The 21,773-nt window shown below is 55.1% G+C and carries 28 protein-coding genes; 10 read left to right on the top strand and 18 right to left on the bottom strand.

The genetic code is table 11. The features are described 5' to 3' along the window. Positions 1–221: 221 nt before the first annotated feature. From CHB83_RS19530 to CHB83_RS19455, 17 genes are all read right to left on the bottom strand, one after another. On the bottom strand, positions 222–860 hold the full coding sequence (locus tag CHB83_RS19530) for a DNA cytosine methyltransferase (protein WP_089333883.1): 639 nt from the start codon (positions 858–860) through the stop codon (positions 222–224). Continuing rightward, a complete protein-coding gene (locus CHB83_RS23905) occupies positions 857–1,012 on the bottom strand; it encodes a hypothetical protein (protein ID WP_179225573.1) in 156 nt (51 codons plus the stop codon). Before CHB83_RS23905 ends, CHB83_RS19530 begins: the two co-directional genes overlap by 4 nt. Before the next feature lie 194 nt (positions 1,013–1,206). Then, positions 1,207–1,695, bottom strand: coding sequence for a hypothetical protein (locus CHB83_RS19520; protein WP_089333881.1), 489 nt, complete (start codon positions 1,693–1,695; stop codon positions 1,207–1,209). Positions 1,696–1,759: 64 nt separating this feature from the next. Next, positions 1,760–2,122, bottom strand: coding sequence for a hypothetical protein (locus tag CHB83_RS19515; RefSeq protein ID WP_089333880.1), 363 nt, complete (start codon positions 2,120–2,122; stop codon positions 1,760–1,762). After that, complete coding sequence (locus CHB83_RS19510; protein WP_089333879.1) at positions 2,119–2,379, bottom strand: hypothetical protein; 261 nt, start codon at positions 2,377–2,379, stop codon at positions 2,119–2,121. Before CHB83_RS19510 ends, CHB83_RS19515 begins: the two co-directional genes overlap by 4 nt. Before the next feature lie 12 nt (positions 2,380–2,391). After that, positions 2,392–2,784: a hypothetical protein gene (locus CHB83_RS19505; RefSeq protein ID WP_089333878.1), complete on the bottom strand. Its 393-nt coding sequence runs from the start codon at positions 2,782–2,784 to the stop codon at positions 2,392–2,394. 4 nt (positions 2,785–2,788) lie between these two features. Further along, positions 2,789–3,259: a hypothetical protein gene (locus CHB83_RS19500; protein ID WP_089333877.1), complete on the bottom strand. Its 471-nt coding sequence runs from the start codon at positions 3,257–3,259 to the stop codon at positions 2,789–2,791. 12 nt (positions 3,260–3,271) lie between these two features. Beyond that, on the bottom strand, positions 3,272–3,529 hold the full coding sequence (locus CHB83_RS19495; protein ID WP_089333876.1) for a hypothetical protein: 258 nt from the start codon (positions 3,527–3,529) through the stop codon (positions 3,272–3,274). 72 nt (positions 3,530–3,601) lie between these two features. Next, positions 3,602–3,865 (bottom strand): hypothetical protein, encoded by a 264-nt coding sequence (locus CHB83_RS19490; protein WP_089333875.1) that lies wholly within the window; start codon positions 3,863–3,865, stop codon positions 3,602–3,604. Continuing rightward, complete coding sequence (locus tag CHB83_RS23900; RefSeq protein ID WP_179225572.1) at positions 3,865–4,029, bottom strand: hypothetical protein; 165 nt, start codon at positions 4,027–4,029, stop codon at positions 3,865–3,867. Before CHB83_RS23900 ends, CHB83_RS19490 begins: the two co-directional genes overlap by 1 nt. A 56-nt stretch (positions 4,030–4,085) precedes the next feature. Next, positions 4,086–4,298, bottom strand: coding sequence for a hypothetical protein (locus tag CHB83_RS19485; RefSeq protein WP_089333874.1), 213 nt, complete (start codon positions 4,296–4,298; stop codon positions 4,086–4,088). 56 nt (positions 4,299–4,354) lie between these two features. Next, positions 4,355–4,540, bottom strand: coding sequence for a hypothetical protein (locus CHB83_RS19480; RefSeq protein WP_089333873.1), 186 nt, complete (start codon positions 4,538–4,540; stop codon positions 4,355–4,357). Beyond that, a complete protein-coding gene (locus CHB83_RS19475; RefSeq protein ID WP_089333872.1) occupies positions 4,540–4,740 on the bottom strand; it encodes a hypothetical protein in 201 nt (66 codons plus the stop codon). The genes CHB83_RS19480 and CHB83_RS19475 overlap by 1 nt, the downstream gene beginning before the upstream one ends. Before the next feature lie 114 nt (positions 4,741–4,854). After that, a complete protein-coding gene (locus CHB83_RS19470; protein WP_089333871.1) occupies positions 4,855–5,610 on the bottom strand; it encodes a KilA-N domain-containing protein in 756 nt (251 codons plus the stop codon). Positions 5,611–5,614: 4 nt separating this feature from the next. Continuing rightward, positions 5,615–6,031, bottom strand: a complete 417-nt coding sequence (locus CHB83_RS19465) for a hypothetical protein (protein WP_089333870.1) — start codon at positions 6,029–6,031, stop codon at positions 5,615–5,617. Next, the gene (locus CHB83_RS19460) at positions 6,024–6,347 is read right to left on the bottom strand and encodes a hypothetical protein (protein WP_143437212.1); all 324 of its coding nucleotides are present in this window, start codon (positions 6,345–6,347) and stop codon (positions 6,024–6,026) included. The genes CHB83_RS19465 and CHB83_RS19460 overlap by 8 nt, the downstream gene beginning before the upstream one ends. Before the next feature lie 130 nt (positions 6,348–6,477). Continuing rightward, positions 6,478–6,705 carry a hypothetical protein gene (locus tag CHB83_RS19455; RefSeq protein ID WP_089333868.1) on the bottom strand — a complete coding sequence of 76 codons (228 nt, stop codon included), beginning with the start codon at positions 6,703–6,705 and terminating at the stop codon, positions 6,478–6,480. 130 nt (positions 6,706–6,835) lie between these two features. Between CHB83_RS19455 and CHB83_RS19450 the strand changes: the two genes are divergently transcribed. The 10 genes from CHB83_RS19450 (at position 6,836) to CHB83_RS19405 (ending at position 21,373) form a co-directional block, all read left to right on the top strand. Beyond that, positions 6,836–7,495 (top strand): helix-turn-helix domain-containing protein, encoded by a 660-nt coding sequence (locus tag CHB83_RS19450; protein WP_089333867.1) that lies wholly within the window; start codon positions 6,836–6,838, stop codon positions 7,493–7,495. 672 nt (positions 7,496–8,167) lie between these two features. Further along, a complete protein-coding gene (locus CHB83_RS19445; protein ID WP_143437211.1) occupies positions 8,168–9,127 on the top strand; it encodes a hypothetical protein in 960 nt (319 codons plus the stop codon). Positions 9,128–9,380: 253 nt separating this feature from the next. Continuing rightward, positions 9,381–9,890 carry a hypothetical protein gene (locus CHB83_RS19440; RefSeq protein WP_089333865.1) on the top strand — a complete coding sequence of 170 codons (510 nt, stop codon included), beginning with the start codon at positions 9,381–9,383 and terminating at the stop codon, positions 9,888–9,890. A 38-nt stretch (positions 9,891–9,928) separates the two neighbouring features. After that, the gene (locus tag CHB83_RS19435) at positions 9,929–10,768 is read left to right on the top strand and encodes a hypothetical protein (RefSeq protein ID WP_089333864.1); all 840 of its coding nucleotides are present in this window, start codon (positions 9,929–9,931) and stop codon (positions 10,766–10,768) included. Positions 10,769–10,811: 43 nt separating this feature from the next. Further along, positions 10,812–11,828, top strand: coding sequence for a sensor histidine kinase (locus CHB83_RS19430; protein WP_089333863.1), 1,017 nt, complete (start codon positions 10,812–10,814; stop codon positions 11,826–11,828). Between the two features lie 319 nt (positions 11,829–12,147). Beyond that, positions 12,148–13,131: a YitT family protein gene (locus CHB83_RS19425; protein ID WP_082455341.1), complete on the top strand. Its 984-nt coding sequence runs from the start codon at positions 12,148–12,150 to the stop codon at positions 13,129–13,131. 69 nt (positions 13,132–13,200) lie between these two features. Continuing rightward, a complete protein-coding gene (locus CHB83_RS19420) occupies positions 13,201–16,227 on the top strand; it encodes a cyclic nucleotide-binding domain-containing protein (RefSeq protein WP_089333862.1) in 3,027 nt (1,008 codons plus the stop codon). 248 nt (positions 16,228–16,475) lie between these two features. Then, entirely contained in the window at positions 16,476–17,945 is a 1,470-nt protein-coding gene (locus tag CHB83_RS19415; protein ID WP_089333861.1) for a sensor histidine kinase, read from the top strand. Between the two features lie 412 nt (positions 17,946–18,357). After that, positions 18,358–18,840, top strand: coding sequence for a fasciclin domain-containing protein (locus CHB83_RS19410; RefSeq protein ID WP_245855389.1), 483 nt, complete (start codon positions 18,358–18,360; stop codon positions 18,838–18,840). A 208-nt stretch (positions 18,841–19,048) separates the two neighbouring features. After that, entirely contained in the window at positions 19,049–21,373 is a 2,325-nt protein-coding gene (locus CHB83_RS19405) for an endonuclease (protein WP_089333859.1), read from the top strand. 105 nt (positions 21,374–21,478) lie between these two features. Here the strand turns inward: CHB83_RS19405 and CHB83_RS23895 are convergent, their stop codons facing one another. Beyond that, the gene (locus CHB83_RS23895) at positions 21,479–21,766 is read right to left on the bottom strand and encodes a GNAT family N-acetyltransferase (protein WP_045687758.1); all 288 of its coding nucleotides are present in this window, start codon (positions 21,764–21,766) and stop codon (positions 21,479–21,481) included. Positions 21,767–21,773 lie beyond the last annotated feature (7 nt).

Here is a 21,773-nt window from a genome sequence, read left to right as displayed (position 1 = left end):
TAGCCTGGGCCGCCAGGGGCAATGCGAAATGCCAGCTTTTTCATTTGATAGCCTGTTGAATCGTGGGAACTAACTGGGCAAGCGTGGTAGCGATAGAGATGCGGGGTACTTTCATGGCTAGTCCTGCTTGGGTATGAATTGTGAGGGCTCCGATTTAGCCCGGTGGCCCGTGCTGCCGAATGGGTTGCGTGTCCCACCCGGCAGGCCATAGTAGTTGCGGCTCATGCGGCGAAGAGTTGTTGTTGTCTGCCCAACCGGGCTAATCGTTCCGGGTCGCCCCACTGGGCAGCCATTGCAGCAGCTATACCAGGGAAGAATTTGGAGCGTGTTTTCCAATCGGTAGCTGTTTCCACAAAGTGCCGGGCCTTCACCTTGCCGCTTATCTTCCTATGCTGTGTAAGCACTGGAGGCGGGGGTAACAAATTCTCAGTTGACTCAAGCAAGGGCAACCCCTTTAGCCACAGCCCTATCCGCTTGCGAACCGGCTCCCCGAACTGAAAGGGGTTGATGTATTGATCTGGTGGCCGAAACGCTCTGCCTAAGTGGCCTTTAGGGTTCTCCATTGCCACGTATTGAATCGGAGCATTGTAAAGTTCCATAGCAAATTCTACTGCCAGATTCCTCTTCTCGGCGCGTCCTGGAGCGTGCCAGTGTCGGGTGCCCGCATGGCTTAAGTACTGGCAGGGTGGGTGGCACACCATCAAGTCCCATCCATCGTGCAGCACATCAAGCGCGTTTCCTTGATAATGAGGACCAGGTGACTCAGTGGGCAGTAGGTCGCAGCTCATAGCCTCATGGCCGGCGGCGGTAAACGCATCCCGGACAATGCCGGAATACTCACAGGCTACCAATACTCTCATGGCTGGCGGTGCTTACAGGTGGGACAGGCGGTGCAAACAGTCGGGGGTGTGGGCTGCAGCAGTGGGGGTTGGCCCGTCACGGCCCGGATGCGGTCCCACGCCTGCACATGCTCGGGCTTGGGTGCTATGAATTCACTGCGGGGCTTACACATGGTCGGTGGTGGTTACAGGTGCAGTGCGTAATATTTCCAGCGAGCCAACAGGGTCTTGCGCTATGATGTGCAGCAATTCACAGAGGGCGTGATACTCAGCAGGGGTCGCGTTAGGCAGATACACCCTTCTGTTGCGGACTTTGAACTCAGTCTTAATCTTCAGCGTGACGTCCGTTATGCTGTTGAAACCTGCTTCAGCCATTGTTCTCCCCTCCTTTCTGCTGTGGTGCAGTGGGTTCCAAGGCCAGGCCAACGAACTGCACTTCCATCATGCGGGCAGCGGCAACCTTAGATTCTTCTGAATCTTCCTGTGCCTGCTTGTAGTCCCGCATGGCTTCGCCCTTGCGGCTGTCAACTACTTCCTGTACAGCCTGTAACCGCTTCACCAATACCTGATTGGTTTGCAGGCTGCTTTCGTGGTTGCCAAGTAGTGCTTCTAGTTGCCGAATGCGGGCAATGGCAGCGGGTACGAACGTGCGGGCGGCGGCAATGAAGGCGCTATCAGCAATATCCTTATCTGGTCGCCCATGCCTATCAAATCGGCAAACAGGAGCACCAATCTCTACGGAAATTATGGGCGCCCACGGCCCATTGCCATGCTGCCAACGACCTATGCCCCACGGGCCAGGCGTAGCAGCATCTACTAGCGCCTGCATGTCGTTTAATTCCTGTTCTTGTAGCATCTTTGTAACTAGTAAGTACTCGTTTGTAAATAGCCGCAGGATTCCGCCCTGCGGCTGTTTTCGTTTAAAAGGGTTGCGTGGGCGGGGCGGCTCCTAGCGCGAGGTGGCGCTGCTTACCCGCCGCTACTATGTCTCGCAGGCTGGGTACTGCGTAGTCGGGATGCGGCTTGGGCGGATTGGCGGGGCACTGACGCTGGGTAGTGGTGCGTGCGGCGGCGGCACAAGAGCAGGCAATACACTGGCTACTCATTCCATCATGCGCCGTGAAGTAGGTATAGAAGTACTGCGTCGTGCGGGGCAGTACGTGGCGGCACCCACCACAGAACTTCTTGCCCTCGTTGAGGTAGCCTGCATACTCTTCGGGGCTAATTCCTAGACGAGTGGCGGCTGTCCGTACCCACCGCAAGCCGGCATGGTAGGTGCTCATGCTGATAGCTCCACGTGAAACACCTCCCCTACTACTGCATAGGTAAGAGCCTCTTCGTCGGTGAGCACTGGCAAGGCCCGCGTACGGAACCCATCACATTCGGCATTCCAGGCCGTGCGGTACGCATTCCAGGATTCCGTAGCTAGCGTTCGGAGCTTGGCGGCTATTGCAGCGTTACCGGTACCAATAACTAGGCTGTATGCTGCCTCATAGGCTTCATACTGAGCGTAGTGGGCTTGAGAAGTTGTGATAAGCATAGTGGTGGGAGGTTAAGCAGCGAGAGAAGAAGTATCAGTAAGGGGCTTCATGGCTTCGGCCCGGCGGCGACCTTCCAAGGCGATGCGCGTTTCTCCCCACAGGGCGAGTAAGGCGTCAGGCGTGAAGGTTTCTTGGGCCTTAACCCAGCCCCGGCGGGTTTCGCCAGCGGTGAGCAGGCCGTCGCGGTGAGCCGATTGCACCAGACCTTCCAGGAGGTCCCGGCCTGCTTTGAGGTAGTCCCCTGGCTCGGGATGGAAGTACTCTACCCTATCGCGCAGAATGGCAGCAAGCAGGGAGGCGACCATCTTGCGGGTAGCGGGGCCTGGGATGATTTGGAAGTCTAGCCAGTCCCGTTCCTGCTGTTTTAGCTCGGGGTGGCGGCGCAACTCGTCTAGGGCATCCATCGGGCTAGGCCTTTACAAACAGGGCCTTGGAAGCGGTAGCCGTGGCGAGGTCGATGCTGTGAATGGAGGCTAGTACATCTACCACGGCCATAAGGCCAGCGTATTGAGCTTTGTCAGAGCGGCCCTTAGCAGCCGCTTCAAAAGCTAATTCAATGCGTGCTAACTCTGTGAGCTGATAACCTGTAACCTCAATTTGCTCAGCGGCCACGCCTTTATAGAAGCCTCGTGTTACTCGCTGCCGCCCGTCGCAAGTGCTGAATACTTTCCCCCACTCAGGCAGCACGTTATCCTCACCCCATGCTGCGCTTATGTACCCAGAGTCAGCATCTTCATCCAAGAGCACATCTAGGCCTGATTTACTGGCTATGATGTTGCCTACAGCACAGGCGCAGCAGTTGCCTTTTAATAGCGTTCCATTCAAATAGGCCTTTACTAGAATGCTTACCGTCTCGTTGAATTTCTCTGTGTGGTTCATAGTCGTAATCAGTTAGGCAGTTTGACGGAAGGGAATCACGCGGCACTCCTGCGCAGGAGCCGGCGGTGTTTCATCGAATAGGCGGTGGTAGAGTTCTTCCGCTAAGTGGGTGAAGCGGTCCGTCAGGCGGCGGTACAGGACCGGGCGGCGCTCCGTGGGCAGCAGGTCAAAGCAGGCGGCTTCGAGCACGGCGTCGGCTACTGGTAATTCAGCCGGATTAATCGGCCCTACTGGTCGGGCGGGGGTGGTGTAGAAATCGAGGGGTTGCATTATCTTGCAGTAGTTAAGAGAGTGAAGTATCGCCTCGGTTGTGTCCAGCAGCCGGGGCGGTTTCGTTATGGCTTAGTGGCGTTTTGCGGCAGCGATATGACGGCGCATTGCCCCACGTATCTTTGAAAGCCGAGTGTAGTCGCGCTCTAATTCCTGTTTTGCAGCGGCGTTGCCCCAATTGTGAGCGTAGTGGCAGTGGTAGTCTACAATGCGACTATCTGCTCGATGAATGGCCGCGTTAGTCGTTTCGCGCAACAGACTGTAGAGTCGCCGTTCCTGCTCTAGTAGGTCGCCTAGGCTTTTGGCTTTGGCGACCCGGCCGAAAAGCGTGAACATTATGCAAGCGCTTCCACAATGCTGTCAATAGCAGCACCTAGGAAGGTTAGTGCTTCACTTAGGGAGTCTAGGCGCTCTTGATCTCTCAAGCGTTCTAAGTCCCGACGGTCTGCTTCGAGTTGGTCAAGCAGCACCTCTAGTTCATGGCGTCGATAAACTGGCATAGCTCGTTCGGCTAATGGGTGAGTGAATCGGTGGCAGTGTTTGTGTGTAGGAGGGGTTAGGCTAAGCGCTTAGCTTCTTTGCGGGCTCGTTTGGCGGCGGCTTTAGCGCGGCGGGCTTGATCGAACTCATTAGTATCCATGTAGTCCAGCGGGCCAGGTTTTAAATCAGGCTCCACTCGTTGCGTTGATGTGCCAGGGATATTATGTGTAGCCCCTGCCAGCGCTAGGCTCATCATGGCAGTAGACATCAGGAATTTCTTAGCGTTCATAGCTCGTTCGGCTAATGGGTGAGTGAATCGGTGGCAGTGTTTGTGTGTAGGAGGGGTTAGAAATACCCGTGCTGTTTGTAGTGCTCGTTGATCGGGTCGTCTTCGCTGTCGTCATCCCAGAGCCGCTCATCTTCTTCTTCCCGGTCTCGGCACCAGCAGCAGACGCCAGCGTCTTGCTCGTACTCATCATCTAGGCCACCACCACACCAGCGGCAGTGTCCATCTTCGGGCTCCCAAGACATTAGGCGAAGACGCTTTGCAGATAAGCCCGCTCATGACGATTCGCGTACACCGCTTGTATGCGGCCGTATGCATCTCCGTCTTCCCGCACATCCGCCCATGTTGCGCGACCAGCGCGGCGGGCATTGCAGGTTTCCAAGTAGGTACCCTTAGCGATTTCTAGGGCGGCATGCAGGCGGGGAAGAGTGAGGAAGTTGTTCATGGGTCTTTTAGTCTCTAGGGAAGCGTGTTCCGATTGTCACAACGTTTGTTGATTCAAATATACAACACTTGTTAGAAGTTGCAAATCATTTCTCAACAAATGTTGATTCTCAAATCAAGAAGAAAGGCCTCGCCGGGTGTCAACAACTAACCTGGCTATCTCTTTCCCTACCTGATTACAGGTTTCTATGCAAGCATTATTGCCGTAGGACCGCTCCTTTTGGATTCTTTCGGCTGAGATGGCCTCTGACAAGCTTACGGCAGCTAACTGCGTATGCGTCATATAATCACGCACATTTGCTTTATCTGGAGCTCCTACCTTTTGTCGAATAACATCCGTGCTGCCATCAAACAAGGGGAAATACAGGGCGCGAGTACAATCGCGAAAACCCAATCCTTGCACCCCGTGTTGCGCGAGTTTATCGGTGAAGGCCCGGCGGCTGGCTACCCCTTCATTACGGGCGGCTATTACTTCAGCAGGCCGGCCTAGTTTTTCAAGGCGCCGCGTACGTAACGCTAGATTCTTCGCTGGAGCTTCTTGAGCTTTACGAATTAAGGCGGCTATCTGCTTGTCACACCAACGGGCAAACTTAGCCGATACCCAGCGAGCAAATACGACAGCCATTTCAGGATGCAGGTAAGTGCCCTGCTCTTTGCCCTTGCCCATTACTATCTTTTTAAGGTCTGTAATTTTCACAGAGCATTCTTCTGCTACCTCATGGGCGTACTCTAAGTATTCTTTGCTCCGCAGAAAGTTCTCTAAGCCAGACTTGCTTAGGGCTTGAGCTGAAGCAGTCGCGTTCAACCACCCATCCGCGGTGAACACAATACCAGTGCCGTTGTAGTCGAGGGTTTTTAGTTTGTTGTTCATAAGGCTATACTGTTACAGGATATTCAAGATCAGATTTGTACTTGGTCAGGTAGTCGTGCTTGTCGTTCAACTTGCGCAACTGTTCATAGGTGGCATCATCCCACGAATTGAAATTGTGCCCAAAATTGAGCCGACGCATTAGCGAACGAATCTTTTCGTGCGGCCCCAGCCCAACGCAGTATGTGCACGCCCACGGTGTACCATTGGGGCTACAGTACAGGCTAAGTGGGAAGCGTTTATCAAAGCTGATAAGCCGAAACGACACAACGCCCCAGCGCTTGGTGCGCACTGTCACCATAAAGTGCATGGCATTGGCCCCAAAAATGGTGACGCGCTTGCCTAGGTCTATATGGTCACGAAACCACTTTGGGCGTTTGTAAGAAAATACCCAGTCTCCCAGCTTGTTCCAGAGTTTACGCATTGTGTTTGTCTTTAAACTGTAAGTAGTAAGCAGGCTCTAGTACCTGCATGATGTTCATCTTTATTTCCCATACCTGCGGGCACAGCTCTCGAAACAGAGTCTTATTGTGCTCCCATAGTGGGTGGCAACGGTCCCCACATAACACCACGATATTCAGCGGATTGGCGGCATGTTGAGGAAACTGTTTTTGCGTCAGCACGTGACTCGGAGTAAGGTTGCGAGTGGTGCCACAGGCCGCGCAACAGGTGCTTACCTCCTTCACTTGCCGGTACGCCACCCGTCGGTCTTTCAAGGCTACCGTTCGTTTGGCTGACATGACAGCCAAGGGCTTGCGCTCCTTAATTGCTACGGGCCTCTCTGCTACTCTCCTGGCCTTATTGCAAGACGCACATAGTTGCAGGTCGCGGTTCTCCAACTTGGTGCACCCACACGCGCACGGCATGACATTAGGCGGCTACAGCGCGGGCGGCCTTTGCCTCGCGGGCAACGCGGCGCAATTCCCCGAGAATATCCATATCCACAATGTTGCCGTGGCGCACGTCCCAAATGCGACGTTTGTTGAGGTCAGGCCGGTAGTGCGTAACAATACCAGCGTAGTTGGGTGGCAGGTCATTTAACCACTCGCCGCGCTGAGCTTCAAACTCTTCCCGTTTCGGGTGTTTCTTGGCTGGCATAATAATGTTTGGCTTGTTGTTGATTAATCAACTTTTGTTGTATCATTGTGAAACAAAAGCCGGTCAATACTTCGATACTGACTTAACAAATGTAATAAACAAAAGTTGAATAATCAACACATGTTTTACTATGGAAACAACCCCAGGTAAACGGATTCAGATATTCCGCGAATACAAGGGCTACCGAAAGGCAGCTCCTTTTGCGGAGGCGGCCGGGCTCAAGGCCGCTACCCTCTCTTCTATTGAGACGGATAGGACCGCACCAAGCTTCGATACACTAGCGGCGCTCACGACGGCCTTCCCCGACCTCAACCCCGATTGGTTGCTAACCGGCACTGGCACCATGCTTCGGGATGGACGCGTACTTACTCCAGTGGTCAGCGAAGAGCGCAGCCCGGCTCGTAAAGACATGGCTGCCGTGGCAGAGTCGCAGGAAGTCATTTACCTCAAGCAGCAACTCGCCACGGAACGGCAACAGCGCGAATGGATGCAATCCATCATTGACCAATTGATTGGTGGTGGTTCTGGCAAAGAGTTGCCGGGAAAGCTGTATAGCAATGACTACGCAGCGGTTGAAATGGTAGCCCCTGGCTTTAAGTTTGGCAAGCAAGCCAACGCAGTTGTTTCCCCTAGCATTACCGTGCTGGGAAACATTTCTCCCCTATCTGTAGGAAATAAAATCTTCTACACCACGGAAGACGGAGAACTGAAAGGCCTGGAGGTGCGCGACATTCAATCGGTCATTGCTACGCCAGCTCCGCAGGTGGATAAGACGGCCAACGCCGCCTAAACGGTTCCCAAGAAGGTTCCCAATCCACTACCTAGCTGGCAAGCTGCTTATTATCTGCTACTTACGGTCACTGTCTGATTCCTGGCGCGACCACTCAAAAGCCCTTTAGTGATACATTAGAGGGCTTTTTATTTTCTAGGCGGTAAATCGAGGAGATTTTTGCATTTGCTTTTAGTCCTACTTCCCTCCCTGTTACTAAGACTAATTAGCAAGTTGGTATGCGGTAAGATGTTTGCTCCGCTCCTAAGTGTGCCGGGTGCTACGTCTGCACTCACATAAAGCACGCTGATTTTGCTGCGATACAACTAGTATACAACCCTGCGCACAAGATTATGATTATAGCGCGGTGGCTTTACCTCCTTAAGCATCTATATAGTCTTCTACTTCCTTTCGCTTAAATGTGCAGCTCTGACCAGTTAGAGGTAAGCTGCAACACCTTCTCCCAAAGGCAATACCCTATTTTGATAAAGATATTGTAGGCTTCTCCAGCACGAAAACAGCCTCTGGCGACCACCAACTAGTGGGGTGCTTGAATTTGTGCAGAACAAGTATGGTAAAGATTTTGATAGGGATGCTGAAATATGCGGCAAGCTGAACAATAGAATTATTTCTACACATTTTTTTTAATACTAATGGTAACATCTATACGTTTAGCGTGTTACCTGCTGATTCGTGCTGTTTAATTTTGATAAATCAAGGATGCTACTTATTCCTTCACTACGGAGTGCTTATAGAAAGCTGTTCTATGTGTATGCTGTACATGCCCTGTTTCTCCTCATGCTGCTAGGCAGTATTTGGTTGCTGAATGGAGAGTTATCTATTACTAAACAGCCCTCACCACTGCAAGTGGCTTATCAGCCCGCTGCTAGTGCTGTACATGAGGCATATAGCCCGCAGTTAAGGTACATCACATCAGTAGACCAGTTGCTAGTTTGCGCGGATAGTATGCAACGCCGACACCCTGCTGTACCTTACCCTAGCTTACTTAGTTGGCTATTACGCCAGCGGTTTTATCATGGGTTTTCTTACTTCGGGGATGCTCACAACCGGCTCGCAGGTTTGATTGCCAACTACTTACATACAGATTGGCATGCTATTGTCATCCCAAACGATATTCTTCAATACCCTAATGCCGGTTGTAGTCAACAGTCTATCGTGTTTATGGCGGCCCTTCGGCAGCGAGCATATAGAGTGCGTAAAGTAGGATTTTATGAGCCGAAACAAGGTGGACACTACGCCTTAGAAGTGTATTATAATGACGCATGGCATTACTTTGATACGGACTTCGAGCCAGATTTCTTGCTTTTAAACCAAGTTGGGAGACCTTCCATCAGTGCATTAGTAGCTGATACATCTCTACTGCAGCACGCGTATGCGCACCGAATGGAAGCTAGTAGAATCCGTTCCCTGTTTAAGACCTACCAGATAGGAGAAGTAAATGCTACCCCTGCTCCGCGAGCCTATCTATTCCAAGCAGTTACAAAAGCCATTACCTACAGTGGGTGGCTAGTAGTAGCAGTAGCTTGGTGGATCTATGGCTTGACACGGCATTCGAAAAAGCGCATGTTCACTTACCTACACAGACAGGTGCCAGTTGCTCGTGCTATACGGCCCTTGCACAAGGTTGCATAGCCTATTAGGCAACTAGTGTATTACTGCAAAATGCTGAAAAGCCTTTACCAGCTGGTAAGGGCTTTTTCACTTTCTAGCACTGCGAGAAACCTATTGTTGCAAATTCGTTAGATAATTTTTCTAATAATTCATTTTACTATACTGATAATTTTGAGTAATATTAACGAGTGCGCTAGAAAGGGTGTGAAGAGAGATGCCGTTACGTGCGTAAGGCTATGGGCCTGATAATCAATATTCACTTGCGTTCCTGATTATGGAAACACGCCTCCCAGTATTTGCAGCGGGTATTCTAACAGGCTTTGCGGCTAGCTGGCTGCTTATGCGTCAACGCTTTTCTGCACATGGCCATAACCCAAAGCTACCCAAGGATCAACAAGGCAGAATCTACAGAACCCCGCAAGAGAAAAAAGAGCCCATCGAGTGGGTTCGATCTTTCAGGGAGTTCCGTGATAAGCAGGTGGAGGCTAACGATAAAACTGCAAAATGGTACCCACGTGGTTTTTTCATCGATAAAGCCATTACTGATGCCATTTGCCAGAATGGAGAGGTAGTAGGCTTCCGAGTCTATTTCGGGCTCGACAAGAAAGCGGGTATCCCCAAAGAAGAAGAAGTAAACCTGGTAGTTGTTGGGGTAGACAGCAGGAACTTCGATCAGGTATACCGCGCCAAACGCTTCCAGTTGGCAGACTATGCAATTGGTAGTACGGACAGCAGGTGCCCGAACAATTGTGACTCCAATCCGCGCAGCCCCTATTCTTCTTAAGGCGTCTCACCAATCATTTGCCATTACGGCCCTTGCTCATGGACTCCTGCGCCGGACTGCACATGCTCAACCGCGCTTTGGAAGCAGCGCCTATCCTTCCTTTTGCTTGCGCCTGGGTGCGGAGAGAACATATTCCGTCTGTCTTCCGGCCAGTGTATTACTACGTGGGCGCCAAAGTGTTCTTGTATGCGTTGGCTATTGTGAGCCGGACGGTGTTTCGCAATGACATCTATCTTTTCCATTTGGCCACGGTGCTATTGGTGGTGCTGCTGGCCTATACATACGGCCAGTTGTTGCCGAAGCGTTGGCAAAGGCCTGTTCAGGTGGCAGTAGCACTCTTTCTGGGGGTCGCTGTGCTGGATGCTAGTGCCCTGAACGGCTTGTTTACGGACGTGAACACCTACTCCCAGACGTTTGGGTGCGCGCTACTGATTTTGCTGGCTATCCTGCACATTGTCACGCTAACCCAAAATGCTACCGACCGGGCCCTGGAAAGCCAGCCTTCGTTTTTTCTCAGCGTGGGTGTTATTGTGTATTGCTCGTGCTCGGTGGTGAGCTACGTGGCGGTCAATATCATCTACCATGCAGGCTACGATATGGCAACTGGCAAGCGCTTGGACACGCTTTTCAGCAGCCCCGACACCTTTTTGATGGCCGTGCAAATGGCTTTATTTGCGTGGTTGTTCTGTTTTTTTCAACTCAACGCCTCTCCTCTGCGTGCCTTGCCCACCTGGCTACACTACAGCAGCTGGGCACCTCGCTCCTACCGTCTGCTTGGGCGGCGGTTGTCGCAGCTGAAAGTAAAACACGGCCGCCTGATACCACGCGTAAGCAACGGGCATTGCTCTATGGCACTGGAAGCGCCCGTCCATTCATAGCCAATGCTGCTCGCTCCTTCGCCCAAGAAACCCAGCAGCCCCCATGCCCGCCGATTTACTACCGCTGCTCTTTGTGGGTCCTATCCTGTTGGTGCTGGCTCTGGGCATTGTAGCAATTCTGGTGCGGGAACACCACCGACGCATGCAGCAGGAGCGCGAGAAGCAGCTACTCCTAGCCCAGCAGAATGAACTCTTGGAGCAGCAGGTGGCGCAGCGCACGGCAGAAGTAGTAGCGCAGCGCAACAGCCTGGAACAGGCTTTACAGGAGTTGCGCACTACCCAAACGCAGCTGGTGCAACGGGAGAAAATGGCTAGCCTAGGCGAACTCACGGCAGGCATTGCGCACGAGATTCAGAACCCTCTGAACTTTGTGAACAACTTTGCAGAGGTATCCACTGAGCTACTGCACGAGTTGGAAACCGAACAGCAACTCCCAGCAAACCGCTCGGCGGTAGAGCTGGAACTCGTGGACGACTTGAAACAGAACCTACTGCGCATTACGCAGCACGGGCAGCGCGCCGCCGCCATTGTGCGGGGTATGTTAGAGCACAGCCGCACCAGCACCGGCGAGCGGGTGCCCGCCAATTTAAACGCCTTGGCTGAAGAGTATTTGCAACTGGCCTACCAGAGTGCGCGCGCTAAAAACAAAGCTTTCACGGCTACCCTCATCACGCAGTTTGACGTAGGATTGGGCCTCATAGAACTCGTGCCGCAGGAAGTAGGCCGGGTGCTGCTCAACTTATTTACTAATGCGTTCTACGCCGTGCAGCAACGCCAACTGGCAGAGCCGAACCTAGGGTACGAGCCCCAAGTAGCCGTTTGTACTATGGTGGAAGGAACCTGGGCCGTGTTAAAAGTGCGCGATAATGGCACGGGGATACCAGCGGGCATCGAGCAGAAAATATTCCAGCCATTCTTCACTACCAAGCCCGCCGGCGAAGGCACTGGCCTGGGCCTATCGTTGAGCTACGATATCATCACGAAAGGACACAGAGGTCTGCTTGCTATCAATACGCAAGAAGCGGGCTACACGGAGTTTATCCTGCGTTTGCCGCGCTAGTTCGCTCCAGCATGGGAGAAGATGCTCTGCAAAAAGAACAAGAAGTTTGTGGGATACGCCACAATTTATTCTATTTATTATTATATAAAATCTAGTTAATTCCTTATTTTTACTGGGAGCGAACAGAAAGTACAGGAACAGTGCCCCGCACTTTCTGCGTAATGCTGCACTTCTTGTTGCGGTTTTGCTTACAGCGCCCTCGATACGGCGTGAGGACTTGGTTGCTGGCAGATAGTATCCCTGCCGGCCGTGCGTGTGGATGATGAACGTAGGATTGCTGGCCTAGGCAGTCACCCGTATTCTTACCGGTAGTTGGCTTATGATAGAGCAACTCATTCCTGAGCGTTTCCGCACCCGACGGGTAGCACGGCAGGCGGCTAACCCGGCCGTAGGCGTGCCCTTACCTCACCCCGGCGACTACGGACTGTTCTACCGGCTATCCTTCCAGTGGTTCAGGCACGTGCTTGTGCATGGAGCCATGCTGCTAGTAGGCGTCTTTTGCGCCGCGCTGGGGCTCAAGGCCTTTTTACTACCCAATGGCTTTATTGATGGTGGCGTAACGGGCATTTCCCTACTTGTAAGTCAGGTAACGGGTGTTTCGCTTTCGGTGCTGATTGTACTTATTAATATCCCCTTCATCATTCTAGGGTACTTCCAGATTGGCAGGGCATTCGCGCTCAAGACCCTACTCACTATTCTTACCTTGGCGGGGGTGCTACTCGTGGTTTCGTTTCCCTCCCTTACCCAGGACAAGCTACTCATTGCAGTATTTGGCGGTTTTTTCCTGGGGGCTGGGGTAGGCTTAGCTATGCGCGGTGGCGGCGTGCTCGACGGCACCGAAATCTTGGCGGTCTATATCAGCAAGAAGCTACCCGGCTCTATTGGCGACATCATTCTGATTATCAACATCGTCATCTTTGGGGTAGCGGCCTGGCTTTTGTCGGTAGAGACGGCCCTGTACTCCATTCTGGCGTATTTATCGGCGGCCAAAACCGTCGACTTTGTTATTGCGGGCATTGAGGAATACACGGGGCTCACTATTATTTCAACGCACAGCGAAGCCATTCGCCAGCTCATCACCGATAAGATGCGCCGCGGCGCTACGGTGTACGAGTGCACCCGAGGGTTTGGCTCGCATGGGCACCAGCACCTACGGATAGAGGCCATTTTCACGGTAGTAACGCGGCTAGAGGTTATTCACCTCACCGACGAGATTCGCAAAATTGACCCCCACGCCTTCATTGTGATGCAGTGCGTGAGCGACACGCGCGGCGGCTTGGTGAAAAAGCGCCCCCTGCACTAGACCCTCCCAGGGCAACGGCCCTGTCCACTACGGTGGGTGCATTCCTGGCTTTATTCAACGGTACCTATCATGGAAACTTGGCAGCACTTTCTGGGCGTCCGCTCGCGTGAGGTGAAAACGGTGTGGTTGTTTTTCCTGCACAACTTTCTGCTCGGCATCGGTACCATCCTTGTGTACGTGGTAGCCAACGTTATTCTGCTGGAACATAACCCGGCGCGTAGTCTTCCTCTGGGCTATGGAATGGGGGCCTTAGCCATGCTGGGGGTAGGCCAGCTTTATACCTATGCCGAGCACCGGTGGCCCCTGCGCACCTTGGCTACCCGCACGTTGGGCGTAGTTGTGTGCTTTACGGGGCTGTTGGGCACTTTGCTACTACTCGGCCATTCCGTAACGGCGGCGGTAGTACTCATGGCGGGCTACCGAGTCATTTATCTGTTCACAAACCTGGAGTTCTGGGGCTTATCGGCGGTAGTGTTCAACGTACGCCAGGGCCGACGGCTGTTCAGCGTTATCAGTTCGGGTGATATGCCCGCTAAGGCCTTGGGAGCGGTGCTGGCTATCTTTGTGCACGCTCAACTAGACCTGCTATTTCTACTCCTCGTTGCTTTTGGGGCGTACGTGGCGGCGCTGGGTACCCAGCGCCTCGTGTTTCAATCGCACGTGGTGGAAGTGCGGCCGGCGCCCGTACGCCCTGCGGCCCCGGAGTCAGCCCCTGTATTTCGTGGGGTACTCGGCAGCATGCCCTTGGTGGCGTGCATGGGGTTGAGCGGGCTAGCAATTACGGCGGTGGCAACGGGCGTAGAATTCTCCTTTCTGGTGCACGTAAAGCAGAAATTGCAGGATCAGAACACCGTTCTGCAATACGTGGGGGGAGTGCTAGCTCTTACTTACTTGGCCGCTCTGCTAGGCAAGCTCCTACTCACGCGCCAGGGGCTCGACCGGCTGGGCCTACCGCGCACCCTCCTGCTACTACCCCTCACGGCCCTGGCCGGCGTGGCCTTGTTTGGGGCGCTACCCCTGCTAGATGTGGGGCCGGCGGGGCGCCTAGTCTATTTTTGTGCTTTATACCTGGGGCTGGAAGTGCTGCGCCGAGCGGTGTTTGAGCCGGTATTTTTGGTGCTGTTTCAGCCCCTGGCCCCGGTCGCGCGCCTGCGAGGTCATACCCTAGTGAAAGGAGTGTACGAACCCGTGGGCATGGGCCTCACGGGCTTGCTGCTAGCGGTCCTTTACCACTTCCCTACCCTGCACCAGGGAGTACTTTTCGGTTGGATGGGCATGCTACTCCTGGGGGTTGTGCTGTTGCTGGGCCGCGTGCACCGCTACTACCTTGCCGAGCTGAAAACCGTGCTCAGCCACCGGTTTGCGGGCCCCGCCCCCATTCTTACTACCGCCGAGGCCCTGGAGGTTCGGGAAGAAGTAGATGAATCAGCGGCTGGAATGGGCCTGCCTGACGCCGAGGCCGTTCTTGTGGACCAGCCACTCGACTCTAACACGGCCCTGCAACACCCAGATCTGGCAGTGCGCCAAGCCGCCATTCGGGCCTGCTTAACAGCCAATGCCGCTCACGCGGCGGCCCACGCCAGCTTGCAGGAGCTGGCAGCCTCCGCCGAGCTAGAGCAGCGCCTAGCAGCGTTGGGGCTGCTAGCCTACCTAGCCCCTGCCGGACAAGTGGCCCTGCTGCGCGCTTGCGTGCACAGCTTGGAGCCTCGCTTGCTAAAAGCCGCCAGCCGCGCCGCTGCCGAGACGCCCACCCGCGAAGTCGTCAACCTATTTATTGCTCTGCTGGATGAGAAGGCCGTGCGCAAGCTGGCCGCCGATACACTAGTAGACATGGGAGGCGCCGTGCTGCCCGTTTTGGAAACCGCCCTGCAGCACTACACCGACTACCCCTTGCTGCGGCGACTAGCCGTGGTATGCGCCCGCTTGGGCATTCCGGCCAGCCGCCGCGTATTGGTGGGCTTGGCTCAGCACGCCAACCTTACCCGGCGGGCAGCTGCTCTGCATGCCCTCAGTCGCTTTGAGGCTGTAGCTACCGAAGCGCCCCTCTTTCAGCACCTCATGCAAAAGGAAATGCGCCTGGCCCAGCAGCTACTCCATGGCATGCTTGGGGCCAACGTAGAGTTGCGCTCTTGCCTGAAATACGAGCTAACCAAGGTGCAGCAGCGCCTGTTTGGGTTGCTACTACAGCTCTACGACCGGCAGCCCATCCTCGATGCCCAGCGCAGCATTGCCCGCGCTGGCCAAGAACGCCAGGCCAACGCCCTCGAAATTCTCGACAACCTCATTCCCCGCCCCTTGTACCAGGGATTACAGGCGCTGGTAGATGTAGGCCGGCTTTCCAAGAAGGTGCAAACCTTTGACCAGCTGCTAGGCCCCTTGCCACCCGAATCCATTGTGGCTACCATTCTGGCGCGCGGCGACGAGGTCTTTGCCCCCTGGACCATCAGCGTAGCCCTGCGCCAGTGGCAGCCCTCGCCCGCCACCGTAGCCCTTTTGCACGCGTATTTGCAGGCCCCCAACCAGCTAGTGCGGGAAAGCGCCGAGGATGTGTTGGCCCTACTACCGGCCCGCTACCCAGCCGTGTATGCACACTGGCTTAGCTTGCACCCGCTGCCGGCGGCCGGCGGCGGCCCCGAGCCGCCCGCTCCTCGCGTGCCAGCCGTAGAGCGTATCCTGCTGCTCAAGCATACCTCCCTCTTTGCCCAAACGCCCGAGAACGTACTAAGTAGCATTACCCCCATCATGCAGGAAGTGACTTTCATGCAAGGGCAGCAGGTGTTTGCCAAGGGAGACCTGGGTACGTCCCTTTTTATTATATATGAAGGGGAAGTGCGCATCTTCAACGGGGAGCACCAGCTGGCTGTATTTCGCGAGGGCGACTTCTTTGGTGAGCTGGCCTTGCTAGATGCCGAGCCCCGCTCGGCAACGGCCATAGCCCAAGGCCCCGTGGTGGCATTTCGGCTAGATCAGGAGGATTTCTATGATGTAATGGAAGAGTGTGATGAGGTGCTGCACAACATTCTGCGCGTGCTTTGTCAGCGCCTGCGCCAGCAAAACGAAAAAATGAAGTCCCTTACTCACCCGCACCCGGCCTAGGCCAGCATTTTCTACACGAGTACTAAGACAAGCCTATTCTTCCATACTAGCTTCCGCACGAACTGAGGAACCTACGGCTTTTAAGCGTTTTTAGAACACCATAATTATAACTATACTAGTATAAAATATGAATTATTATTAACATATTAGCCTTTCCCCATACCTCCAGCCATGGTTTGGGGATGCTCCCTGCGTAGGTACTCACCGCCGGATAAGGCGTGTGGGTACTACGTACATCTGCCCTGCTTATGCCCCGCCTGACTCCGCTCCACCCATCGCGCCCTTGGCCTCTGCTGGCCCGGCTGCGCCGTGGAGTAGCTACCTGGTGGTGGTGGGCTATCAACTTGGGGGCGCAACCGGGGCTTACCGTGTGGCAGCTTAAGCGCATTCATCTGCTGAATGGCATCTGCTGGATTACGCTTGGCATTTACGGCGGCTACGTGCTAGTGTACATACAATCACCCGACTGGCTTACATTTCGCATTTGCCTGGCGGGGTTTGTGCTGCACCTGCCGCCCTTGCTGCTGGCGTACTACCACCGCTACGATGCGGCCGCCTACTACAACGTCTTGAGCGTAACAGTAATTTGCGCGCTAACGGCCGTGGTTAGGCGCTACAACGGTGTAGAGTACTTCCTGATTACCAACAGCATTGTGGGCATGCTGTTCTTCCGTACGTTCTGGAAGCTGGCCTTTCTGTTTTTGGTGAACGTAGCCGCCTACTTTGCCGTGCGCTATGCCATGACGGTGGTGACGTTTTCGCTTTACGCGCCGGGTAGCATCTACTTCTACAACATCAACGTGGCGCTGTGCTTCCTGACGCTGTTTCTGGTGGTCTACTATTTCCGCAGCGAAAACTTGCAGCAGGAAACCTTGCTCACGCGTCAAAACGACTCTCTGGCTCAATCCCTGCACCACTTGCGCACTACCCAGGCCCAGCTGGTACAACAAGAGAAAATGGCGAGCCTGGGGGCGCTTACCGCCGGCATTGCCCATGAAATTCAGAACCCGCTTAATTTCGTGGCCAACTTTTCGGAAGTAGGTCAGGAGATGGTGCAGGAGCTACGCGAGGCTCTGACCACGGAAACCCTTTCTCCTGGCGGGCAGGTAGTAGTACAACAGCTTCTCGACGACCTCGCCCAGAGCCAAGCCAAAGTACGCCAGCACGCCGACCGCGCCGGGGGCATTGTGCGGTCCATGCTGCACCACTCCCGCACCAGCACCGGCGGCCGCCAGCCCACCGACCTCAATGCCCTGGCCGACGAGTACCTGCGCCTGGCTTACCACGGGCTGCGCGCTACGCACAAAAACTTCAATGCCATCTTGGCTACCGACTTCGACCCGAATGTGAGCTTGGTGGAGGTAGTACCCGAGGATATGGGCCGGGTGCTGCTCAACCTGTTCACCAACTCCCTCTACGCGGTGCGGCAGAAGGCTGAGCTGGCACCGGCGGGCACCTACCACCCGGCCATTGCCGTGAGCACGCGCCGCACCGACGGAGAAGTGCAGCTCCGCGTGCACGACAACGGCACGGGCATTCCGGCTGCCATGCGGGAGCGAATCTTCCACCCATTCTTCACAACCAAACCACCGGGTGAGGGTACGGGCCTGGGCCTTTCCCTAAGCTACGATATTGTAACCAAGGGCCACGGAGGCACCCTCACCGTGGAAAGTACTGAGGGCGAATACAGTGAGTTTGTGGTGCGGCTACCGGGGTAGCGTGTAGCCGCTTGGCAGAGTGCGTCAGCGCCCATCGGGGGGTAAGAAACCGCGCAGGATGTGCTGCCGTACTTTCGCTGTCTTGGGGTTGGTAAATCCTAATGACGAGCTTGTGCGTACATAGCTCGCCGACCCACAAACGGGTTGGCTCCACCCCATCTCTCTCCACATCATGAAAAAGTACTTGCTCTCCACTCTTGCCCTCTCGTTCTTATTATCGGCCGGCTCTGCTTCCTCTGCTCTGGCGCAGGGCACAATGAAGTCGAAATCAGACGACGAAAAAACCAAAACCACCGAAAACGGCGTGACCACCAAAACCAAGGTGGCCAAAGACGGCAAGGTGAAAGTGAAAGGCGAATCAAAGGATGGCGCCAAGCTGAAAGCTACCACCAAGCCCCGCAAAGGTTCCGACATGAAAGACATGTCGATGTCGGGCGTGATGGTAGGTGGCGCAATGATGACGCCCGATAAAGATATCGTCGACAACGCCGTAAACTCTTCGGACCACACCACGCTGGTAGCCGCTGTGAAAGCCGCTGGCCTGGTAGAAACCATGAAAAGTGCGGGTCCCTTCACGGTATTTGCGCCTACCAACGCGGCCTTCAACAAGCTGCCCGCCGGCACTGTAGACATGCTGGTAATGCCCGAGAACAAGCAGAAGCTGACCACCGTGCTTACCTACCACGTAGTACCCGGCCGCCTCATGGCTGCTGACCTCAAAGACGGCCAGACCCTGACCACCGTGGAAGGCGAAACCCTGATGGTACACCGCAAGGGCAACTCAGTGATGCTACACGACGCGAAAGGCGGCATGGCAAACGTATCCATTGCCGACGTAGTATCGAGCAACGGCGTAACCCACGTTATCGACACGGTGCTGATGCCAGCCAAATAAGCTTCCTGCTGCCACGCGGCAGCTTTTGTTAAGACTTGATTATCAAAAAGGTCAGTTCCTGCGGGGGCTGACCTTTTTGGTGTTTGGTGCCGTAAGCATAGGCTGGAGTGCAGCTCAGGGCTGGTACGGCGGAATGTGCGTTGCCTAGTAAGCCCGAAACATTTCCCAACTTTACATTTCAACTTTTTCTGCCTTCCAACCTATTTGCATGAAAAACTTCTTCTCTTGGATGTTAGCTGCGGCGCTGGGGCTACATAACGTAGCTACTACCGCACAAACAATGCCCGCTGCCCCACCAACTAGCTTGCAGGGCCAGCAGCTGAAAGATTGGCTGCGCGAGAACTGGTATGATAACAAGCGCGTGGAACTGAGCTATAGCGAGGCCCGCGGCCGGATGTACAACTTTGTTGACAACCAGAACGGCCGCGTGGTGTGCGTATATTCTGGCTACACCGAGAATACACCCCTGGACTCCACCAACACCAGCCCCAGCGTGGTGAACGACATCAACTGTGAGCATACCATTCCCCAGTCGTGGTTTAATGAGGTAGTGCGCATGCGTTCCGACATTCACCACCTGTTTCCGACCTACGAAACGTGGAACTCAAACCGGGGCTCCGACCCCTTCGCCGATATTCCAGATGCCCAAACGCAGCTCTGGATGCGCAATACCCAGAGCCAAACCACCATTCCTACCGCCAACATCAACGAATACAGCGAGGACACCAACACCCAGTTTGAGCCCCGCGAAGACCACAAGGGCAACCTGGCCCGGGCGGCGTTTTACTTTTACACCATGCACCAGAATCAGACGTTTGATCCTGGGAAGGGCACCATCACGGCGCTGGCTGATTTGAACACGCTGTACCAGTGGCACCTGGCCGACCCGGTGGATGCGCGGGAACGGGAACGAAACCGCCGCGCTGCCAAAAGCCAGGGCAACTTCAACCCCTACATTGCCTACCCCGAACTAGTAGGCCGTGCCTGGGGCTTTCAAACGCTACCCGCCTTCTCCTTTGCAACCGCTACGGCTAGTGTAGCGGAAGGAAATACGGGCACCACAACGTACATGGCCACTATCTCACTATCGGAAGCTGCTACCGCGCCCCTGACTGTAGAAGTAGCTTTAGATGCCGCTAGCTCTACGGCTACCGCCGCTACGGACTTCACCTTCACTTCGCCCCAAACGCTCACGTTTGCGGCGGGCCAAACCTCCCAGACCATCACGCTAACCGTAACGGTCGACGCTACCCCGGAGGCCGACGAAACGGTGGTTTTGCGCCTACAGAACGTAAGCGCGGGCGGGGCCCTTGGCGCCACACCCGCGCACACGCTGACCATTACCAACGATGATGGCCCGGCTCCTACCATTCAGTTTGCGGCCGCTACGGGCACTATTGCCGAGGGAAACACGGGCACCAGCACCTATACTGTCAACGTAACGCTTAGCGGCCTAGCCCCTAGCACGGCGGTTACCATTCCAGTAACGGTAAGCACGACGGGCACCACCGCTACTACTGCTACCGATTACACCCTTACGACTACCTCGCTCACGTTTGCAGCGGGCCAAGCCTCCCAGACCTTCCCTGTGACCCTAACGGTAGTAGGCGACACGCAGATTGAACCCAACGAAACCGTGCGCCTAGTGCTGGGCACTCCCACTACTGGTGGCGCGGTGCTAGGTACGCTGGCCTCCCACGTGCTAACAATTACCAACGACGACCTGGCACCCGCCGGCCCGCCCTGCACTACGGTATTCTTCTCGGAGTACATCGAAGGCTCCACGGGCAACACCAAGGTGCTGGAACTGTACAACCCGTCGCCGGCGCCCATCAGCCTCGATGGATTGGAAATTCGCCTTTACCCCAACGGCGCAACTACGCCTACTTCTACCCAAGCCCTCACCGGCACCATTGCCCCCGGCGACGTGTACGTGGTAGCCAACACGGGCGTGACCTCTACAGTCGTTCAGGCTCAAACCGACCTGCAATCGTCGGTGAATTTCTTTAACGGCGACGACGCCATTATCCTGTTTGACGGTACCGACACGCTGGATGTGATTGGCGTGGTAGGGCAGCAGCCCAACAGCGGCTGGACCGTAACGGGAGGTACCACCGTCAACAACACACTGGTGCGCAAAGCTACCGTAAGCGGCGGCCAGAAGCGCTGGAGCCTAGCTGCCGCCGATTGGCAAGCCCTGGGCGCCGATGTGTACACCAATGTGGGCCGGCACACAAGTGGCTGCGTAGCCACTAGCACTACCCAAACGCCCCCCCTGAACATGGGTATCGAAGTGTACCCTAACCCAGCCAGCGGCAACGTGCAAATACGCCTGCCCGAACTGCGCGGCCGCCACACCGCCATCATCAGCCTCTACAATGCGCTCGGCCAAGAAGTCTTTACCACTACCCGCACGCTGGGCGCCAACGACCCGGCGACGGTAGCCGTGCAGAACGTAGCCACTGGGCTGTACTCGGTGCGCGTAACCGTAGATGGCACTCGCTACACTAGCCGGGTAGCAGTGCAGCACTAAGCACTTGCAATTTCTTGCTAGTACACACAAAGCGCCCCGGTTCTGTGCAGAGCCGGGGCGCTTTGTGCGCGGGTAGGTGGTACCCCGCGAGGCAGCTTGTTGGGCTTAGGCGCCGGGAGCGAGGAGGTCTTGATACTCGGGGTGCCGCTGCACGTAGCCCTCCATAAACTCGCAGCTGGTGCGCACCTGCAAGCCTTTTTCGCGGGCATACGTCAGGCCTGCTTCGGCTAGCTTCTCGGCTATACCTTGCCCACGCAGCTCTTCATCCACAAAAGTGTGGGTAAAATCAATAAGCTCATCGGTAGGTTGGCTATAAGCCAACTCGCCACCAAAGCCTTTTTCCTGAATGGTAAATTCCTGATCCTGGGGGTGATGTTGAACGGTAGCCGCCATAGCGCAA

Source organism: Hymenobacter mucosus (assembly GCF_900188255.1).
In the GTDB taxonomy this organism is placed as follows: domain Bacteria; phylum Bacteroidota; class Bacteroidia; order Cytophagales; family Hymenobacteraceae; genus Hymenobacter; species Hymenobacter mucosus.
This window is presented reverse-complemented; position numbering and strand designations above follow the sequence as displayed.

What these genes read in the sequence shown, in the direction of transcription:
- CHB83_RS19530 (WP_089333883.1), bottom strand. Translation starts at nt 860, where the DNA reads ATGAGAGTATTGGTAGCCTGTGAGTATTCCGGCATTGTCCGGGATGCG.
- CHB83_RS23905 (WP_179225573.1), bottom strand. Translation starts at nt 1,012, where the DNA reads ATGTGTAAGCCCCGCAGTGAATTCATAGCACCCAAGCCCGAGCATGTG.
- CHB83_RS19520 (WP_089333881.1), bottom strand. Translation starts at nt 1,695, where the DNA reads ATGCTACAAGAACAGGAATTAAACGACATGCAGGCGCTAGTAGATGCT.
- CHB83_RS19515 (WP_089333880.1), bottom strand. Translation starts at nt 2,122, where the DNA reads ATGAGCACCTACCATGCCGGCTTGCGGTGGGTACGGACAGCCGCCACT.
- CHB83_RS19510 (WP_089333879.1), bottom strand. Translation starts at nt 2,379, where the DNA reads ATGCTTATCACAACTTCTCAAGCCCACTACGCTCAGTATGAAGCCTAT.
- CHB83_RS19505 (WP_089333878.1), bottom strand. Translation starts at nt 2,784, where the DNA reads ATGGATGCCCTAGACGAGTTGCGCCGCCACCCCGAGCTAAAACAGCAG.
- CHB83_RS19500 (WP_089333877.1), bottom strand. Translation starts at nt 3,259, where the DNA reads ATGAACCACACAGAGAAATTCAACGAGACGGTAAGCATTCTAGTAAAG.
- CHB83_RS19495 (WP_089333876.1), bottom strand. Translation starts at nt 3,529, where the DNA reads ATGCAACCCCTCGATTTCTACACCACCCCCGCCCGACCAGTAGGGCCG.
- CHB83_RS19490 (WP_089333875.1), bottom strand. Translation starts at nt 3,865, where the DNA reads ATGTTCACGCTTTTCGGCCGGGTCGCCAAAGCCAAAAGCCTAGGCGAC.
- CHB83_RS23900 (WP_179225572.1), bottom strand. Translation starts at nt 4,029, where the DNA reads ATGCCAGTTTATCGACGCCATGAACTAGAGGTGCTGCTTGACCAACTC.
- CHB83_RS19485 (WP_089333874.1), bottom strand. Translation starts at nt 4,298, where the DNA reads ATGAACGCTAAGAAATTCCTGATGTCTACTGCCATGATGAGCCTAGCG.
- CHB83_RS19480 (WP_089333873.1), bottom strand. Translation starts at nt 4,540, where the DNA reads ATGTCTTGGGAGCCCGAAGATGGACACTGCCGCTGGTGTGGTGGTGGC.
- CHB83_RS19475 (WP_089333872.1), bottom strand. Translation starts at nt 4,740, where the DNA reads ATGAACAACTTCCTCACTCTTCCCCGCCTGCATGCCGCCCTAGAAATC.
- CHB83_RS19470 (WP_089333871.1), bottom strand. Translation starts at nt 5,610, where the DNA reads ATGAACAACAAACTAAAAACCCTCGACTACAACGGCACTGGTATTGTG.
- CHB83_RS19465 (WP_089333870.1), bottom strand. Translation starts at nt 6,031, where the DNA reads ATGCGTAAACTCTGGAACAAGCTGGGAGACTGGGTATTTTCTTACAAA.
- CHB83_RS19460 (WP_143437212.1), bottom strand. Translation starts at nt 6,347, where the DNA reads ATGTCAGCCAAACGAACGGTAGCCTTGAAAGACCGACGGGTGGCGTAC.
- CHB83_RS19455 (WP_089333868.1), bottom strand. Translation starts at nt 6,705, where the DNA reads ATGCCAGCCAAGAAACACCCGAAACGGGAAGAGTTTGAAGCTCAGCGC.
- CHB83_RS19450 (WP_089333867.1), top strand. Translation starts at nt 6,836, where the DNA reads ATGGAAACAACCCCAGGTAAACGGATTCAGATATTCCGCGAATACAAG.
- CHB83_RS19440 (WP_089333865.1), top strand. Translation starts at nt 9,381, where the DNA reads ATGGAAACACGCCTCCCAGTATTTGCAGCGGGTATTCTAACAGGCTTT.
- CHB83_RS19435 (WP_089333864.1), top strand. Translation starts at nt 9,929, where the DNA reads ATGGACTCCTGCGCCGGACTGCACATGCTCAACCGCGCTTTGGAAGCA.
- CHB83_RS19430 (WP_089333863.1), top strand. Translation starts at nt 10,812, where the DNA reads ATGCCCGCCGATTTACTACCGCTGCTCTTTGTGGGTCCTATCCTGTTG.
- CHB83_RS19425 (WP_082455341.1), top strand. Translation starts at nt 12,148, where the DNA reads ATGATAGAGCAACTCATTCCTGAGCGTTTCCGCACCCGACGGGTAGCA.
- CHB83_RS19420 (WP_089333862.1), top strand. Translation starts at nt 13,201, where the DNA reads ATGGAAACTTGGCAGCACTTTCTGGGCGTCCGCTCGCGTGAGGTGAAA.
- CHB83_RS19415 (WP_089333861.1), top strand. Translation starts at nt 16,476, where the DNA reads ATGCCCCGCCTGACTCCGCTCCACCCATCGCGCCCTTGGCCTCTGCTG.
- CHB83_RS19410 (WP_245855389.1), top strand. Translation starts at nt 18,358, where the DNA reads ATGAAAGACATGTCGATGTCGGGCGTGATGGTAGGTGGCGCAATGATG.
- CHB83_RS19405 (WP_089333859.1), top strand. Translation starts at nt 19,049, where the DNA reads ATGAAAAACTTCTTCTCTTGGATGTTAGCTGCGGCGCTGGGGCTACAT.
- CHB83_RS23895 (WP_045687758.1), bottom strand. Translation starts at nt 21,766, where the DNA reads ATGGCGGCTACCGTTCAACATCACCCCCAGGATCAGGAATTTACCATT.